Consider the following 16,377-nt stretch of genomic DNA (forward strand, 5'->3'; position numbering starts at 1 on the left):
CTAAGATGTGCCGTTTGTCATTTTAAGTACTAATAAGTATGCCAATGAGCACGGAAACTATCCTCGTATAAACAATTCCAGTATAATTATCTTACAAAACAGTCAATTAGCTTTATTCACTCTAAAAATATGTGAGGATGTGTTTATTTTAAGGGTTTGTTTATCCTGACTGCTGAGGAATTAATAATTACACCATTATAATAAACACTGGTCACTCTTCAAAGCGGTCAACTATTCACGATTGACGTAGTTGTAATCGCACCTGCGTCTTTCTAGAACTAGGGTAGAGCAAGTAAAAACAAACCATTTCCTGAATGTGAAACGAAACCGATTTATCATTTTATTTTCTGTTTTTTTAACATTTAGCCTTTTAAAAAAAGGTCAGCAATGTTAAAATAAAAAACAAGTTTTGAAATTTTCGTTTGCTCCCTACTTCCACATAAAAATACTTCTTCTCAAACTTTCCTTAGACTTAGGATATATTATCACAACAGATGACGTTCACCATGTAAGAGTCAAACAGTATTTTATGTCTTTTATCATGTTATTTTTATTACTAAATCTTCCAAAGAGGTGATATCATGATGATTCCATACAACCAACACCATCCCTTTGTTCATGATAGCGTTTTCGTGGCGCCAGGTGCATACTTAATTGGCGATGTAACTATTGGGGAAGAATCTACTATTTGGTTTAATACCGTCTTAAGAGGGGATGAGGATGCCATTACAATAGGGGAAAAGTGCAGTATTCAAGACAATTCTACTATCCATCTGTTCGAAAATTGTCCTGTAGTGGTAGAAGATGAGGTTACAGTAGGACATAATGTTATTTTACATGGTTGTAAAATAGGTAAAAGAACCATTATTGGAATGGGGTCTACCATTCTAGATCATGTAGAGATCGGCGAAGAATGCATCATAGGAGCAAATACCCTTATACCACAAGGTAAAAAAATACCTTCACGTTCCCTGGTAGTAGGATCTCCGGGTAAAATCGTTCGCGAAATAGCAGCAAAAGATCTTGAGCTTATTCAATTATCCATTGATACATATGTACAAAAAGGGAAAGATTTCAAACAAATACTGAAAAAATAAACCATTGCTGTTGGGAGGTATCCCTTCCCTCCCAATTCATTCCGTATATACGTCAACTTAACACGATACCACCAGTTAACGCCTACATAAGTTTTTCCATACTAAACTTTAATATCTGTTTTGCATCTCTTACCATCGTTGCTATCAATTCCTCTACAGTTGGACAATCATCAATCAAGCCGGCTATTTGTCCACCATTAATAAAACCATTATCCAAATCGCCTACGATCGCCCCTAATTTATGGTGATCTTCGCTTGTTTCTTCTATAAATAAATCGGGCTTCTCATGTTTCATTTCGAGTTCTGCCAACTTATGAACATAGTTTGTTTTCATTAATCTACGAATACGATGATATCTTCTTCCAACAATAATCGTTGATTCATCCGTAGCATGAATAATTTTCTGTTTATAATTATCATGATAAGGCGATTCCTTCGTAGCAATAAAACGCGTTCCCATTTGTACACCTAGCGCCCCTAACGATAAAGCCGCCGCCAAACCTTTACCATTAGCAATTCCTCCCGCAGCGACAACGGGGACACTTACTTTTTCAACAACTTGGGGAATAAGTGTCATTGTAGTACTTTCATTTAGTGCATTAATCCCAGCAGCCTCATATCCTTCACAAACAATAATATCCACCCCAGCAGCTTCAGCTTTTTTGGCTTGGCTTACGGTGGAAGAGACACAGATAACCGTTATATCATGCTCTTTCAGCAATGGAACAAATGGTGCTGGGTTGCCTGCAGACAAAGAAACGACAGGAACCTTTAATTCAATTAATCCCTGAATTAATTGTTCTGTATGCGGATGAACAGATATAGGAACATTTACACAATAAGGCTTTGATGTTCTTTTCATCATTTCTTTTATTTTTGTTAAAACCTCTTCAACTGGCATATTCCCTGCCCCTATTGTCCCTAAGCCACCAACATTCGAAACTGCTGCTGCAAGCCCAGGGTCACTTATATTTCCCATCCCTCCCTGTAAAATAGGATAAGTAATATTTAGTCGTTCCGTTAACAAATTGCCCAATTTACTCCTCCTTCGCAATGATTTGTTTTTGCTTTGGACAGTTATCATATCCTGCTAAATAAATCGCTTTGAAAAAAGCATTCGCTTTTGTTGCAAGAATTTGATAATACTCATTAAATAACTTCGCCGCACGTTCACCTAACCATTTCTCTGGCAATAATTCTTTTGGAATACTTGGATCGACAAACAATGATTTCCGATAGTAATGAACAAGTAAAGTTCGTTCTACAAAACATTCTTGATCACTCATGTCCCCACGTTCTATCTTCATGGCATTGGCAATCATTTTTTCCTCATACGCATGAATAAACTTTTCGTATAGCATATTTATATGATCTATATCCCAACAGCTGCGTATGATTTGTTTATTTACTTGAAAACCTTCATTTTTAGCTTCAAAAAAATAAACATCTTCTTTAATATCATATTTATCAATAATGTCATAAATTTGCTCTTTTAACGGATTTGGTGTAATCCAAACGCCATTGGAAAGTAGGCCAAAACCGCTCCAAATTAGTTCTTTACGCAATTCATCGCGAATATGTCTTCTTTCTTCAGGTATGGTATACAGTAACGTCCGCCATTTTCCATCCCACTTCGCTGGCTCCATTCTATAAATACGGCCGGCTGCTTCTTTCATTCTTTTTTTTCCACGCTCGGTCAATGAATAATAACTTTTGTTTGCTTCCTTACGACTGACAACCCACCCCTGCTTACTCATTCTAGAAACAGCTGATCTTATAGACTGTTCATTATGGTCAAATGGCTCCAATAATTTAATTAAGCTACCAACCCATATTTCATTACCGTAGTACCGAATATAATCTCCAAATAACGTAAAAATCATTGAACGTGTGTTTGGTTTACTTTCCACGATTATCATCCTTTGCTAGTATGAAACTGTATTACCTTTTAAAGAGATTATGGGAGGAACACGTTCCATGCATCTATTCATTCACCAATAAATTTAGGGGGTCTTTTTTCATAAAATGCGGTTAGTGCTTCGACCCGATCTTTCGTTGGAATTGTTCTGTGATATGCACTTTCTTCTATTTTTATCCCAGTTTTTAAATCTGTGTTCATCCCATGTTGAATAGCAAACTTTGCTTGTCGAATGGCGATTTGCGGCATGCGGATGATAGACTCAACAAATAATTCACAGCTTTCAAAAAGTTTTTCTTGTTCCACTACTTGATGAACAAGACCATACTCCAAAGCTTTGTTAGCAGAAATCTGTTTAGCTAATAAAATTAATTCCATTGCTTTTGCTTGCCCTATTATTCTAGGAAGTCGTTGTGTACCACCAGCACCAGGTATAATTCCCATACTTGTTTCCGTTAACCCCATTGTCGCATAAGAAACAGCTATGCGAAAATCACATGCAAGCGCAAGCTCCAACCCACCTCCTAAAGCATACCCATTCATTAAGGCAATGGTTGGTTGAGGAAGATTGGCAACTTGTTCAAACACCGAGCTGATTTTTTTGACGTTACGAATAACTTCCTTGTTTCCTAATTGTCTACGCTCTTTTAAATCTGCTCCTGCACTAAACGCCTTCTCCCCCCGCCCTGTAATGGCTACCGCCCAGATTTCCTGATTGATGGATAGATCTTCTATAACACGCTCTAACTCTAGTAATGTAGAATAATTAAAACAATTTAACACTTCAGGTCGATTTATCGTGACATAGGCAATTCGTTCTTTTGTTTCTAATAAAACATTACTCATTTCTTCTCCCCCTAACTTACCATTTTTCAATAACTGTCGCAATTCCTTGCCCCACACCTATACACATTGTAGCAAGCGCATATTTACTATTACGACGGTTCATTTCATGTAATAAAGTCGTAAGAATTCTTGCTCCACTAGCTCCTAATGGGTGACCAAATGCAATTGAGCCTCCGTTAACATTAACTATTTCCGGATTTAATTCAAGTTGTTTCATACATGCAATCGACTGCGATGCGAATGCTTCATTCAATTCAACTAAATCCACGTCTTCTATTTGTAGATTAGCTCGTTGCAATGCTTTTTTGGATGCTTCAATAGGGCCAATACCCATGATAGAAGGCTCTACCCCCGATGTTCCACTCGCTATGTAGCGTGCCATAGGCTCCGTACCTAATTGCTCTGCTTTTTCTTTGCTCATTAATAACAATGCCGATGCCCCGTCATTTATTCCAGATGCATTACCTGCTGTAACCGTCCCTCCGCTAAATAATGGTTGTAAGCTAGCTAGTTTTTCTCGAGTTGTTGCGGGGCGTGGATGCTCATCTTTATCAACAACCTTCTCTTCCCCTTTAAACATATACTTTACTGGAGTAAGTTCATCATAAAACTTATTTGCTTCTATTGCTGCTTTAGCTTTCATTTGACTAGCATAAGCAAAATCATCTTGTTCTTCTCTTGTTATTTGAAATTGTTTTGCCACATTCTCTGCCGTTTGCGGCATGGAATCAGCACCATACATTGCTTCTAGCCTTGGATTAGTGAAACGCCAGCCAATCGTAGTATCTAGTAAAGTCTTATCCCCTCGTTGAAAAGCGAATTCTGATTTAGGTAAAACATACGGTGCTCTTGTCATGCTCTCCGTTCCACCAGCAATATAAATATCCCCATCTCCAACCATTATTGCGCGTGCCGCCATATGAACAGCATCCATTCCTGAACCACAAAGGCGATTTACGGTTGTACCAGTTACATGAACAGGGAGCCCAGCAAGTAGGAGAGACATACGAGCAACGTTTCTATTTTCTTCCCCAGCACCATTTGCATTACCTAAAATCACTTCGTTGATGGCATCTATGGGTAACTTTGGCTGTCTATCAATGATCGCTTGAATGACAACCGACGCTAAATCATCTGGACGTACATATTTTAATGAACCGTTGTATCTTCCTATTGGCGTCCTTACTGCATCAACGATAACAACTTCTTTCACTTCTCACTCCCTCCTTCATACACATAGACACCTTTTCCTGTTTTTCTTCCTAATCGCCCTGCTTTTACATACTGTTCTAAAAGGGGGGCAGGACGGTATTTATCCCCTAACTTTTGATGTAAATACCGAAGATTATGAAGCCTTGTATCTAAACCGACTAAATCACCTAATTCAAATGGTCCCATTGGATAATTCAATCCGAGCTTAATCGCTTTATCAATTTCTTCAGGGGTACCAAGTCCTTCCTGTAGCATATAAAATGCTTCATTACCTACTAAGCAACTAATACGACTTGTTACAAACCCAGGGAATTCTTGAATTGTCACCGTTTCTTTACCCAGTTTTTCAGCAACGTTTTCTGCTATTTTTACTGCTTCATCGCTTGTTTCCAAACCACGAACAATTTCAACTAATGGCATTTTATGAACTGGATTAAAAAAATGCATAGCAATAACGAAATCGGGTTTGGTTGTGTATGAAGCTATCTCCGTTGGACTCATGGTCGACGTATTTGTAGCAAATAAACAATTTCTTGGTGCATGGCGATCAAGTATGGAAAAGATATCTTTTTTAATCTCTATTCTTTCCGGAACAGCCTCAATGATAATGATGGCATCTTTCACCGCTATTTCTAAATCTGTTTCATAACGAATGCTATCCTTTCCTGCTATCGCCTTTGCCTCTGTTATCTTTCCATTAGCTATTCCCTTTTCATACAATACATCTATCTCTTGTTTCGCTTTGACAAGGACTTCTTCTTTTACATCCACAAGCTTAACAAAATAACCACTTAATGAAGCAACATAAGCAATTCCTCTTCCCATTACCCCTGCGCCTACAACTACAAAATATCCACGCATCGAAATCTTCTCCTTTTCTGCCATTTGAAATAAAAAGCGAACTTTTCCCTAAAGGACATTCGCTCGCTTTTTATTCCAAGATCATACGTATTTTTTTATAGATTTAATGGATTTAACGGTTTTCTTCCTGCATACGATAAAACACTTTTTGTTTCTGTATATAAATCTAGCGTCTCTATTCCTAGTTCACGACCAAATCCAGACTGTTTATATCCACCAAATGGAGTGCCAGGAAAAGCAGAAAACGGGCAGTTCACCATCACCACACCAGCCTGAATACGATCAGACACACGCTTTATAAGACCTTGGTCTTTCGCCCAAATAGCCGCAGCCAGACCGTATTTCGTATCATTAGCCAACTGAATCACTTCTTTTTCATCTGTAAATGTCATCACAACAACGACAGGACCAAAAACTTCCTCTTGCGCAATTTTCATATCATTTGTTACATTTGTTATTACGGTTGGTGCATACCAATATCCTTCTGCAAAACCTTCTACTTTTAAGGGATGTCCCCCTGTTACAACGGTTGCACCCTCTTCCTTTGCTCCTTCTACATAACGATGGATCTTATCCAATTGTTGTTTACTAATAATCGCACCAACGTGAGACTTTTCTGACATCGGGTCATCTACAACTAGTTTCCTTGTCTTATCGAGGAAACTTTCCATAAATTCAGCATACATATCTTCATGAATAAATAAGCGCGATCTCGCTTCACAAGATTGACCAGTGTTGTAAAAAATACCGAAAACGGACCCATTAACAGCCGCCTCTAAATCGGCATCTGGGAATACGATGTTCGGAGATTTTCCTCCCAACTCTAAGGTAACCCGCTTTAAGGTTTCCGAAGCTTTTGCCATAATATCCTTCCCTGTATTTGTTTCCCCTGTAAAGGCAACTTTGTCAATGCCTTTATGTTCCGTTAAATAAGTGCCAATCGTTGCACCTGGGCCTGTTACTACATTAACAACCCCTTCAGGTACACCTGCTTCTATACAAATTTCTGCTAACAAAATTGCCGTAATTGGTGTTAAACTGGCGGGTTTTAATACAATAGAACAGCCTGTTGCAATGGCAGGCGCCACCTTCCAAGCAGCCATCATCATTGGGTAATTCCAAGGTATAATTTGCGCTGCTACACCGATTGGTTCTTTTTGCGTATAATTAAAAAACTGCCCGGGAACATTATTTACCGTGCCACAATGTCCAACAATGGCTCCAGCATAAAACTCGAAATCTTCTATTGCCTGCATGACTTGACCTTGAGCTGCGGAGATGGTTTTACCACTATTCATAACTTCCATCTCAACTAATTGATGAAACCGCTCCCTCATAATCGAAGCAATGTTGTTTAATACGCGTGCACGCTTCCCTACTGGATAACGCTTCCATTTGCCATTATCAAAAGCTTCTCGAGCTGCTTCTACCGCTAAGTCTACATCTTCCAGATTTGCTCTTGGCACTTCAGCAATGACTTCACCTGTTGCAGGATTGTAAACTGTCGCCAGTTCACCTGACTTAGCCTGTGTCGGTTTTCCATTAATAACCATTTGGTATGTCTCACGCTTTAGCTCTTTCGCAAAAATTGGCTGTTCTGTTGTTTTTACCATTTCCAACGCTCCTTTTTTAATATCCTTTATATTTAGGGGATCGTTTATCCAAAAAGGACTGAACCCCTTCTGTATAATCTTCTGTCTTACCAGCAATCTCTTGTCCAAACGCCTCATAATCTAGCATATTATTTAAGTTCGTTTCAAAGCTTTGGTACATGTAACGCTTGATTAACCCAATTGCTTTTGTAGGCATATGAGCCAAGCGATCAACAAATGAAGTCGTTTCTGCCTCTAACTGATCTGGTGGGACTACTTTTGTTACTAGACCAACCTCCTTCGCTTCTTTTGCCGTTAGTTTCTCACCTAAAATAGCTAATTCAAGGGCTTTAGCTAAACCGACGATACGAGGCAAATAATATAAATTTCCAGAGTCAGGAATTAACCCAATATGGATAAACGCCTCCATAAATGAAGCTTGTTCCGAAGCAATTCGAAAATCACACGCCAAAGCCAAGCTTAACCCAGCACCTGCTGTTGCTCCATTAATAGAAGCAATAATTGGTTTTTCCACTCGAGCAAGCTCTTTCATCATCGGTTGGTAGCGGGATTTAATAATTTCCCCTAGTTGCATCTCAGGTTGTAGGCTGCTAATATCTTCTCCAGAACAGAATGCTTTTCCGGCACCAGTAATAACAAGGGCACGTATTTTATGATTCTTTCCCACGCTTTGAAATACTTCGATCATTTCTTGATTCATCATACTTGTAAATGCATTTAATTTCTCAGGTCGATTCAAGGTTAGCCAAGCAACCTGATCCTTTTCTTCATAATGAATGGTCTGAAACATTTGCCCAACTCCTATTTCCCCTGAAAATGTGGCGATCGCTTTTCCATAAATGCCTGCATCCCTTCTTGTTGATCCTCAGAAGCAAAAAGCAAAGAAAAGTTTTTTCGTTCATATTGCATCGCTTCATATTCAGTTACATTCTCTGCTCTTCTAACCGTATCTTTTATTAGCCGTAAAGCCAAAGCCGGTTGCTTCTTTAATTTTTCAGCAAAATGTATCGTCTCTTGCATAAGAAGTTCATTTGGTACTATCCGATTTACCATCCCCCAATGTTTCGCTTCTTCTGCTTCCAAATGATTTCCACTCCATAGAAATTCTAATGCCTTTCTTTTCCCTATTAATTTCGTTAATTTCACACAACCTCCAGCACTAGGCATAACACCAAGTTTCACTTCTGGAAATCCAAATTTACTATTTGCTGCTGCAAATATCATATCAGCACATAATGCAAGCTCAAATCCACCACCGAGGACAAATCCGTGCACTGCAGCTATTACTGGTTTTTTTATTAATGCAATACGATCCCAATCAGCAAACTGATTTTTCAATTCCATGGAAATCGCATTTTCTCCCATCATTTCTTTAATATCTGCTCCAGCAGCAAAAGATTTACCGGCGCCAAATAAAACAATGACTTTCACTTGCTCTGAATAATCAAATTCACATAATGCAGTTAAAATTTCTGCTACCATCGATTGATTAATAGCATTTAAAACTTTTGGGCGGTGCAACTCAATGTTTCCAATTTCGTTGTCCGTCCAAACTTTAATATATTGATAGTTATTCAACTTCCTCACCAATCATCATCGTCACTAAATCCCCAGCGAATGACATCAAATCTTTTCCAGAGGCTTTTGCTTCATCCGTTTTCATCGCCGCTTTTAATGCATCGTGATCATCATAATACATTTCACATAACAGATAGTACTTACTTTCCCCACTAGGTGATCCTACAATTTTAGTAACTTCCATTTTACGTAATCCAGGAATCTTTTTAGTAATGGGCGTATGAACATTCTGATAATGTTCATCAAAACTAACCTTATCCTCAGGGCGTTTATACAATGCTATTAATTTAACCATTTATTTTCCACTCCTTCAAATAAATTAGCAATCGGTTTCATTGCTTCAAATGGGTTTTTACATGCATTACAATAAAGAATACTTCGACATGCTGTTGGCCCAAATATGTTCTCCATCGTTGTATACATGGAATGACAATAAGGGCATGGAATCTTCCAAGGTTCACCCGCAGTAAAAGAAGCTGGTGGGGGTGAAACTCCATTTTGTCTTAATTTTTCTTTCCCCGTTTCCGTAATGCGATCCGTTGTCCACGGAGGATGAAAACGAAATGTAACTTCAACTTCTAAATCATCATTCCATTCTAATAAACGCTCTTTCACTTTTTCTTTTACATCTGCTTGAATCATATTTAAAGCTGGACATCCACTAAAAGTTGGCAATAGCTCCACTTGAACAAAACCGTCCCTTTTCATTGCTATATTTTCCAACATTCCTAGCTCAACAATACTAATATACGGCATTTCTGGATCAGTTACTTGTTGTAATACTTGCTGTACTTCCTTCTTGAGAAGTACGTTTTTCGTCATCCTTTATCCCTCACTTCATCTTTATTACCAAGAAACTGCTTGCTTATCACCTCCGTAAACTTCACTTAACACTTCCAGAGCTTCCGTTAAATCTTCCGTATGTTCTCCATTACGCCCATTTCCACTTTCCATGCCAGGAGATGTCTTAGGTGAAAATTGCATTTCGCCAAATGTAGTACAAACTCTTTTCAACCATTCATTTCGCAATTTTTCTTCTTCCACTATCAACTGATGATCACATATTTCTTCACCATATCTACCTAAAGAGATTACCCCGTCAAATTCTTGCCAACAATAGTTGATAGCATTCTTCATACGATGACGGGCCTCTTTCGTACTCGACATTAATTGTGTAAACCAAGTTTCCCAATGCATAGAATGGTAGTAATGCTCCGATGAGATTTTCTCTGCTGCTTGTTTCAAAGGCTCATAACTAGAATGATAAAGAGATTCTAAGCGAATTTGTTTCAACACACTGAACAAATAATGGCGAACTACCGTATAGGCCCAATCGTAATTGGGATTTTCTAAATAATGGCCTAATCCGTTCTTCCGCTCTAAAAGAATAGCATTTCGAAAGGATTCTGGCTCCCTACAATGCGATAATGCATCAACATCTCCTGCTCCTAATTCCTCCAGCAATTGATAATACATGACCCCATGCCCCATCATATCTTGATTGATGGATGAAAAAGCAACATCCTCCTCAATATGAGGCGCCAACCCAAGCCATTCCGAGCCACGATAGGCTAGGATGAAATTATCATCTGCTAATTGATAAAGTAATTCACACAAAACCATATCTTCTCGTTGCAACCTCTTTACCCCTCCTTCACTTTTGTATCATGATTAAATTCTTTCCATTTCTTAGGGAGATCTACATAGCCACGAGTTTCCCGATACGCTTTATTATCCATTAATTGAAAGGCTTCTCTTTCTTCTTGGCTCATCTTCCTGATATCTTTTCGACTTACAACCCACAATTCCTTCACGGCTTCACGCCGAAAAAAGTTTTCTTTCGCCATGATATAAGCCATTTCCTTGTTGGGTGCTGTTAAGCTAAATCGGTGTTCTAAAGGTAATCCATCTCTTTTCCTGCTAAAAACTTCAAATGCTTCATAAAATTGTTCACTTGCCATGATCGCACTCCTCTCCGTCATCCAACATGTTCGCTTGCTTGTTCTTTGAAATGCCTTAACGCATCTCGAACCCATTGACTATTTTCATAAGAATTCCTGCGCAAAGCTAGCCTTTCATCTGATTTTGGTCCATTCCCAGCTACTATTCTTTTGAATTTCTGCCAATCTGGCTCTGTATAACGCCATTCTTGTGTATCTTCATCAAAACGCAACTGTTCGTCTGGAATGCTTAATCCAAGTAATTGAATTTTTGGTACATATTTCGTTAAAAATTCTTGCCGTAATTGCTCATTTGTTTTTGTTCGGAGTTTATACTTTATACCAATATCAACATTGGTGTGACCTGTTTCTTGCTTTGACTTGGGGCCAAAAAAGGTTAATAACGATTCCCACCAACGATGAAGTGCTTCCTGTAACATGGCTTTTTGTTTTTCCGTTCCACTAGCCAAAGCTAGTGTCAAGCTTTCTCCATGTTTCGCATGGAAGGATTCCTCCTGACAAATTCTTTTCAATGCTCTTCCATATGGTCCATAAGAAGTATTTAACATCATCGTTTGTGATAAAATAGCCGCTCCATCCACTAACCAAGCAATAATAGCTGCATCTCCCCATGATGGTGCAGGCATATGAAAGACATTATGAAATTTAAGCCGTTTTGTAAATAAATCCTCCATAATATGGTCTCTTGTTTTCCCCAATGGTTGGATTAAATCTTCTACGACGCGTAACAGCAACTGACCATGTCCCATTTCATCCTGAACTTTAGCCATAATAGCTAATTTTCGATGTAAAGTTGGTGCCTTAGGTACCCATTCTTTTTCAGGGAGTGCCCCCATAATTTCACTAATCCCATGCATCGAAATTAAACGTATCAATGCCTTTCTATATTCGTCTGGTATCCAATCTTCCGCCTCTATTTTTTCACCCTTTTCAATCCTTTCCATAAAATGATCATATTTTTCATCAGCTGTTAATTGGTCAAAAGGAGTTAAAACCATGGTTTGCAACCTCCTTAAATTTTTATTCCGCTGTCTCTGACAACACGAATCGCTTTCCCCATCGATCGAGGGATCGTACCAGGATGTTCAATGCTAACATCTATACTAACGAGACATTTGCTTTTTAATTGTTGAAAAACTTGATTAGAAAGCGCTTTTATTTTTGCATGCTCTAAGTCCCCATCTAATTGTCGGTACATCGTTTCATTGATCTCTACTTTTAACAACACTTTATCTAATGAGCCTTGATTCACAACATAAAGCTGATAATGTGGTTCTAGCTCCTTCATCTCCAATAGAGCGCTCTCTATCTCTGTCGGGTAAACATTCACGCCACGAACAATAAGCATATCATCAATTCTTCCTTTTACACGCGACATTCTCGTTGTTGTTCTACCGCATATACAAGGTTCTTTCGTAATGGAAGCTATATCACCAGTACGATAACGAATAATTGGAAAAGCTTCTTTGGTTAAACTAGTAAAAACAAGCTCCCCTTCTTCTCCTTCTGGTACGGGGTCCAACGTATCTGGATGAATGACTTCCACATAAAAATGATCATCAGCGACATGCAGACCAGATTGTGCTTGTAAACATTCACAAGAAATTCCAGGTCCCATCACTTCACTTAATCCATAAATATCCATGGCTTTAATTCCTAATCTCTCTTCTAACTCTTTGCGCATCTTCTCTGACCAAGGTTCAGCACCAAATATTCCATATTGCAAGCTGGTTTTTCGGGGATCTTTTCCTAATTGTTCCATTTTGTCAGCAATATTTAAAATATAGGAAGGAGTACCAACAATGACGCTAGGTTTAAAATCTTCTATTAATAACACTTGCCTTTCTGTGTTTCCTCCTGAAACGGGGACCGTGGCCATTCCTAGTTTTTCTGATCCATAATGTAAACCAAGCCCACCAGTAAACAAACCATAACCAAATGCATTTTGTAGAATACGTTGCTTATTTCCTCCACAAGCAACAATTGCTCTTGCAACAATTTCCGCCCATACTTCCAAATCGTTTCTAGTGTATCCTACAACAGTCGGTTTGCCACTTGTACCACTAGAAGCATGGATTCTATCAATAACACTTATTGGTAGTGCAAATAATTGGAATGGATAATTATCACGCAGATCTTTCTTTTGCGTAAATGGTAATTTCTGAATATCTTCTAAGGATTGAATGTCGTTTGGGGTTAGATTTAATGCTGCAAATTTTTTATGATAATATGGGGTTTTATTGTAAACGGTTTGCACTGTTTTTTTAAGTCTTGATAATTGAAGTTTTTCCATACTTTCTCTAGGAAGCGTTTCCATTTCTTGATTATAAAACATGATTTCACCTACCTATTCATTGTATTTGCGCAAATACTCTAGATGAAATTTTCCATTAGGATACGGACTTTCTGCTAAAAAAATCCGTAGCTATATAAGTTTTTTTCATTTTTCGCCCTACCTTATTTATAATTGAAAAACATGACTTTTTACGAATTCCCTATAGTAAAAAGCGTTTTCATTTCACCTATACTATTAGAAGAACTTCACTATCGACAAATCATTATGGTTATAGACGCCTTTAATTTTGTTTATACGATAATCCATTAAATGAACTCCTTTCCTACAGTGCTAGAAAAAAATCTCTGTTTTTCTCAATATATTCCTTCTCTTTTTCAGGGACGTCTTCTTCTGCATATATAGCTTGAACTGGGCAAACTGGCTCACATGCTGCACAGTCTATACATATGTCAGGGTCTATGTAGTACATTTCATTTCCTGAATAAATCGCATCTACAGGACAAACTTCTACACACTCAGCAGACTTTTCAAAAGAGCAAGGAGATGTAATAACAAACGCCATGTTCCTCTCTCCAATCTCAGTTTTTCATTTTTTCCCATTTTTCAAATAAAGTTGTGCTATGTTGGGGTTGATGCCTAGCTTTAGGATCTATATACGTTTTAGCACTGCTAATTGCAGTGACGGCATCACCAAATCCTGAAGCAATTAACTTCACTTTTCCATAGAAGGTAACAACATCGCCAGCAGCGTAAATACCTTGGATATTCGTATTCATAGCTGAATCTACTTGAATAGCATTTTTCACAAATTCTAGCCCCCAATTTTTAATCGGACCTAAAGAAGATATAAAGCCATAACTAGCGATTAATTCGTCTAACGGAATTTTTATCGTTTCTGAGTCTTTTACGTTTTGAATAGTGATTTCTTCTATTTTTCCTTCTCCTACAATTTCATGTAATTGAAACGGAGTAAATACGTCAACCTTAGAGTCAAACAGTTTGGAAACAGTATGTTCGTGAGCCCTGAATTGTTCTCTTCGGTGAATTATTTTCACATTTTTTGCTATTGGCTCCATCATCATTGCCCAATCTACTGCTGAGTCTCCACCACCTAATATACAAACGTTTTTATCCTTATAACGATTTACATCTTGAACAAAATAGTGTAAGTTCTTTCCTTCGTATGTATAAGCGTTTGCTAATTTTATTCGTCGAGGTTCAAAGGCTCCTATACCAGCAGTAATAAGAATTGTTTTTGAATAATGCACTTCTTTGTCTGTAGCAAGTTGAAAATATTGGTTATTAACCTTTACTACATTTTCTACCGTTTGCTGTAATACAATATGGGGATTAAATTGCATTGCTTGTTCCGTTAACTGATTAATTAATACTTGTGCCTTCACTTTCGGATATGCCGCAACATCATGAATATACTTTTCAGGATATAATGCAGACAATTGCCCACCTAAATGAGGTAAGGTTTCGATGATTTTCACTTTCATCTGTCGTAATCCCCCATAAAAAGCAGCAAATAAACCTATTGGTCCACCACCTATAATCGTAACATCATACATACATTCTTCTTTCACTTTTTCACCTCCGCTTATAAGAGCTCTCTTCCTATTTTATCTAGGAGCTATTATTTCGTCCTGCATCCATGATGGTTTCCTATAGTGTATGAAGGGTAAATATTTCTTCTCATCTATCAAGCATTTAAATAGACGATTTATTTCATGATATATCTTTAGAAGAAATATTAGAACAATATTTTGTATGACGTTTTATAAACGGCATATAAATTAATGTTATATAGATAGTACCACCATAAATTAAATTTTGTCAATATTTTATTTAATTTAATTATTTTAATATTTTATAAGTATTATTGGAGACACAAATAAAACCCCTTCACTTCTAAAGGAGTTTTATCTAAAATGCTTATTCTTTTTTATCTTTGTTACACTGAGTTAAGAAGTAAGGGAGGAGGTTTATTTTATCCCAACTATAAAATGCTTTAAGACCGTTGTAAAATTCACTTTAGCGTATCTTTAGGTTGGCCATAATCTTTAAATCTTTCTACCATCATCGTCATTTCATCGTCGGCTAATATGATGGGATCACCAATTGCTTTGGACTGCCAGTACAAGCGAGCACAAAATTCCAGTTGCTCTGTAATAGCATAGGCTTCTGCAAGAGAACTGCCAACTACATTAATACCATGATTTGCTAATAAACAGCGTTAACAAGGCATCTTACTAAGCCTCGTTAACGCTGGTTCTCTTCAATATCCACTTTATCCTATCATCTGCTTCTTTCGTTTTGCACATCCCTATTTTTTCCAGCACGCTTATGGATGGCAAATTTGTAACCAAGCATTCTGCATGAATTTGCTCTACATGATACGTGTTACCTACATTTTCTTTAAAATAGTTTTGAATATGCGTAGAGAAGTGAAAATTCGGGATAATTGTTTTAAAAAAAGCCCGCACATGCTGACTACAACGATGATTTTCCGTAATTACAGTATCTAGGCTTAATTCGTCTTTTGTTTTTGCTTTTTTATTACCGCTTCTTTTCCGGGTTGGCTTTTTTATCTCACCTGTAAGCAAGAAAGTTTCAATGCGGTTCGTAAGTTCTAATTTTGATCCTGAAGTACCAATGTCATATTGCTTACAAAAAGATTGTAACTCTTCTTTTAACCAATAGTAATTTTTGAAAGCTTGCACATCCAAATCCTTAGTTAATACTGGTCTCAATTTACTACCCCCTAACAATTACATCTATTATAGAACATTTGTTGCTTTATTTCCACCTGCTATAACAAATACAAATAATATTAGAACAAAGGCTCAGGGCGCCCGTTTAGCAACGTAGGGACTGGAATGAATCGACTAAAGTTTTAGGAATCATGCTCCTGCAACAGGAGTATGCGCCGCCCCCCGGCAAGCCCGTCTTTATCCGGCCTTCCTATTTAGCACGAATCAATGATGACTTA

General features: G+C 37.7%; 19 protein-coding genes. 1 reads left to right on the forward strand and 18 read right to left on the reverse strand.

The annotated features are described in order from the left end of the window. The first annotated feature begins 581 nt into the window (after positions 1-581). Positions 582-1,097: a gamma carbonic anhydrase family protein gene (locus D9780_RS12400; RefSeq protein WP_121640303.1), complete on the forward strand. Its 516-nt coding sequence runs from the start codon at positions 582-584 to the stop codon at positions 1,095-1,097. A gap of 82 nt (positions 1,098-1,179) precedes the next feature. Here the strand turns inward: D9780_RS12400 and D9780_RS12405 are convergent, their stop codons facing one another. The 18 genes from D9780_RS12405 to D9780_RS12490 all read right to left on the reverse strand — a co-directional run bounded on the left by D9780_RS12405 (position 1,180) and on the right by D9780_RS12490 (position 16,138). Then, positions 1,180-2,133, reverse strand: coding sequence for an NAD(P)H-dependent flavin oxidoreductase (locus tag D9780_RS12405; RefSeq protein ID WP_240458681.1), 954 nt, complete (start codon positions 2,131-2,133; stop codon positions 1,180-1,182). A gap of 1 nt (position 2,134) precedes the next feature. After that, positions 2,135-2,980 (reverse strand): phenylacetic acid degradation operon negative regulatory protein PaaX, encoded by an 846-nt coding sequence (gene paaX / locus D9780_RS12410; RefSeq protein WP_121641491.1) that lies wholly within the window; start codon positions 2,978-2,980, stop codon positions 2,135-2,137. A gap of 104 nt (positions 2,981-3,084) precedes the next feature. Continuing rightward, positions 3,085-3,861 carry an enoyl-CoA hydratase-related protein gene (locus D9780_RS12415; protein ID WP_121640305.1) on the reverse strand — a complete coding sequence of 259 codons (777 nt, stop codon included), beginning with the start codon at positions 3,859-3,861 and terminating at the stop codon, positions 3,085-3,087. 16 nt (positions 3,862-3,877) lie between these two features. Then, positions 3,878-5,074, reverse strand: coding sequence for a thiolase family protein (locus tag D9780_RS12420; RefSeq protein WP_121640306.1), 1,197 nt, complete (start codon positions 5,072-5,074; stop codon positions 3,878-3,880). Continuing rightward, positions 5,071-5,934 carry a 3-hydroxyacyl-CoA dehydrogenase gene (locus D9780_RS12425; RefSeq protein WP_116278300.1) on the reverse strand — a complete coding sequence of 288 codons (864 nt, stop codon included), beginning with the start codon at positions 5,932-5,934 and terminating at the stop codon, positions 5,071-5,073. The genes D9780_RS12420 and D9780_RS12425 overlap by 4 nt, the downstream gene beginning before the upstream one ends. A gap of 95 nt (positions 5,935-6,029) precedes the next feature. Then, positions 6,030-7,547: an aldehyde dehydrogenase family protein gene (locus D9780_RS12430; protein WP_121640307.1), complete on the reverse strand. Its 1,518-nt coding sequence runs from the start codon at positions 7,545-7,547 to the stop codon at positions 6,030-6,032. 16 nt (positions 7,548-7,563) lie between these two features. Beyond that, a complete protein-coding gene (locus tag D9780_RS12435; RefSeq protein WP_121640308.1) occupies positions 7,564-8,337 on the reverse strand; it encodes an enoyl-CoA hydratase/isomerase family protein in 774 nt (257 codons plus the stop codon). Positions 8,338-8,348: 11 nt separating this feature from the next. Beyond that, a complete protein-coding gene (locus D9780_RS12440; protein WP_121640309.1) occupies positions 8,349-9,125 on the reverse strand; it encodes an enoyl-CoA hydratase/isomerase family protein in 777 nt (258 codons plus the stop codon). Further along, positions 9,118-9,420, reverse strand: a complete 303-nt coding sequence (locus D9780_RS12445) for an EthD family reductase (RefSeq protein ID WP_077705907.1) — start codon at positions 9,418-9,420, stop codon at positions 9,118-9,120. The genes D9780_RS12440 and D9780_RS12445 overlap by 8 nt, the downstream gene beginning before the upstream one ends. Then, positions 9,408-9,947, reverse strand: a complete 540-nt coding sequence (gene paaD, locus D9780_RS12450; protein ID WP_121640310.1) for a 1,2-phenylacetyl-CoA epoxidase subunit PaaD — start codon at positions 9,945-9,947, stop codon at positions 9,408-9,410. Before paaD ends, D9780_RS12445 begins: the two co-directional genes overlap by 13 nt. Positions 9,948-9,971: 24 nt before the next feature. Further along, a complete protein-coding gene (gene paaC / locus D9780_RS12455; RefSeq protein ID WP_240458682.1) occupies positions 9,972-10,763 on the reverse strand; it encodes a 1,2-phenylacetyl-CoA epoxidase subunit PaaC in 792 nt (263 codons plus the stop codon). Positions 10,764-10,768: 5 nt separating this feature from the next. Next, complete coding sequence (paaB, locus tag D9780_RS12460) at positions 10,769-11,086, reverse strand: 1,2-phenylacetyl-CoA epoxidase subunit PaaB (RefSeq protein WP_073008781.1); 318 nt, start codon at positions 11,084-11,086, stop codon at positions 10,769-10,771. A gap of 17 nt (positions 11,087-11,103) precedes the next feature. Continuing rightward, positions 11,104-12,084: a 1,2-phenylacetyl-CoA epoxidase subunit PaaA gene (paaA, locus tag D9780_RS12465; RefSeq protein ID WP_121640311.1), complete on the reverse strand. Its 981-nt coding sequence runs from the start codon at positions 12,082-12,084 to the stop codon at positions 11,104-11,106. 14 nt (positions 12,085-12,098) lie between these two features. Then, a complete protein-coding gene (locus tag D9780_RS12470; protein ID WP_073008787.1) occupies positions 12,099-13,421 on the reverse strand; it encodes a phenylacetate--CoA ligase family protein in 1,323 nt (440 codons plus the stop codon). Between the two features lie 283 nt (positions 13,422-13,704). After that, positions 13,705-13,944 carry a ferredoxin family protein gene (locus tag D9780_RS12475; RefSeq protein WP_121640312.1) on the reverse strand — a complete coding sequence of 80 codons (240 nt, stop codon included), beginning with the start codon at positions 13,942-13,944 and terminating at the stop codon, positions 13,705-13,707. Between the two features lie 16 nt (positions 13,945-13,960). Then, the gene (locus tag D9780_RS12480) at positions 13,961-14,956 is read right to left on the reverse strand and encodes an NAD(P)/FAD-dependent oxidoreductase (protein WP_073008987.1); all 996 of its coding nucleotides are present in this window, start codon (positions 14,954-14,956) and stop codon (positions 13,961-13,963) included. 458 nt (positions 14,957-15,414) lie between these two features. Then, positions 15,415-15,597: a class II aldolase/adducin head domain-containing protein gene (locus tag D9780_RS21665; RefSeq protein ID WP_121640313.1), complete on the reverse strand. Its 183-nt coding sequence runs from the start codon at positions 15,595-15,597 to the stop codon at positions 15,415-15,417. Positions 15,598-15,637: 40 nt separating this feature from the next. Then, entirely contained in the window at positions 15,638-16,138 is a 501-nt protein-coding gene (locus tag D9780_RS12490; RefSeq protein WP_205601079.1) for a DUF6434 domain-containing protein, read from the reverse strand. Positions 16,139-16,377 lie beyond the last annotated feature (239 nt).

The organism is Virgibacillus sp. Bac330, from assembly GCF_003667845.1.
In the GTDB taxonomy this organism is placed as follows: Bacteria; Bacillota; Bacilli; order Bacillales; family Amphibacillaceae; genus Virgibacillus; species Virgibacillus chiguensis.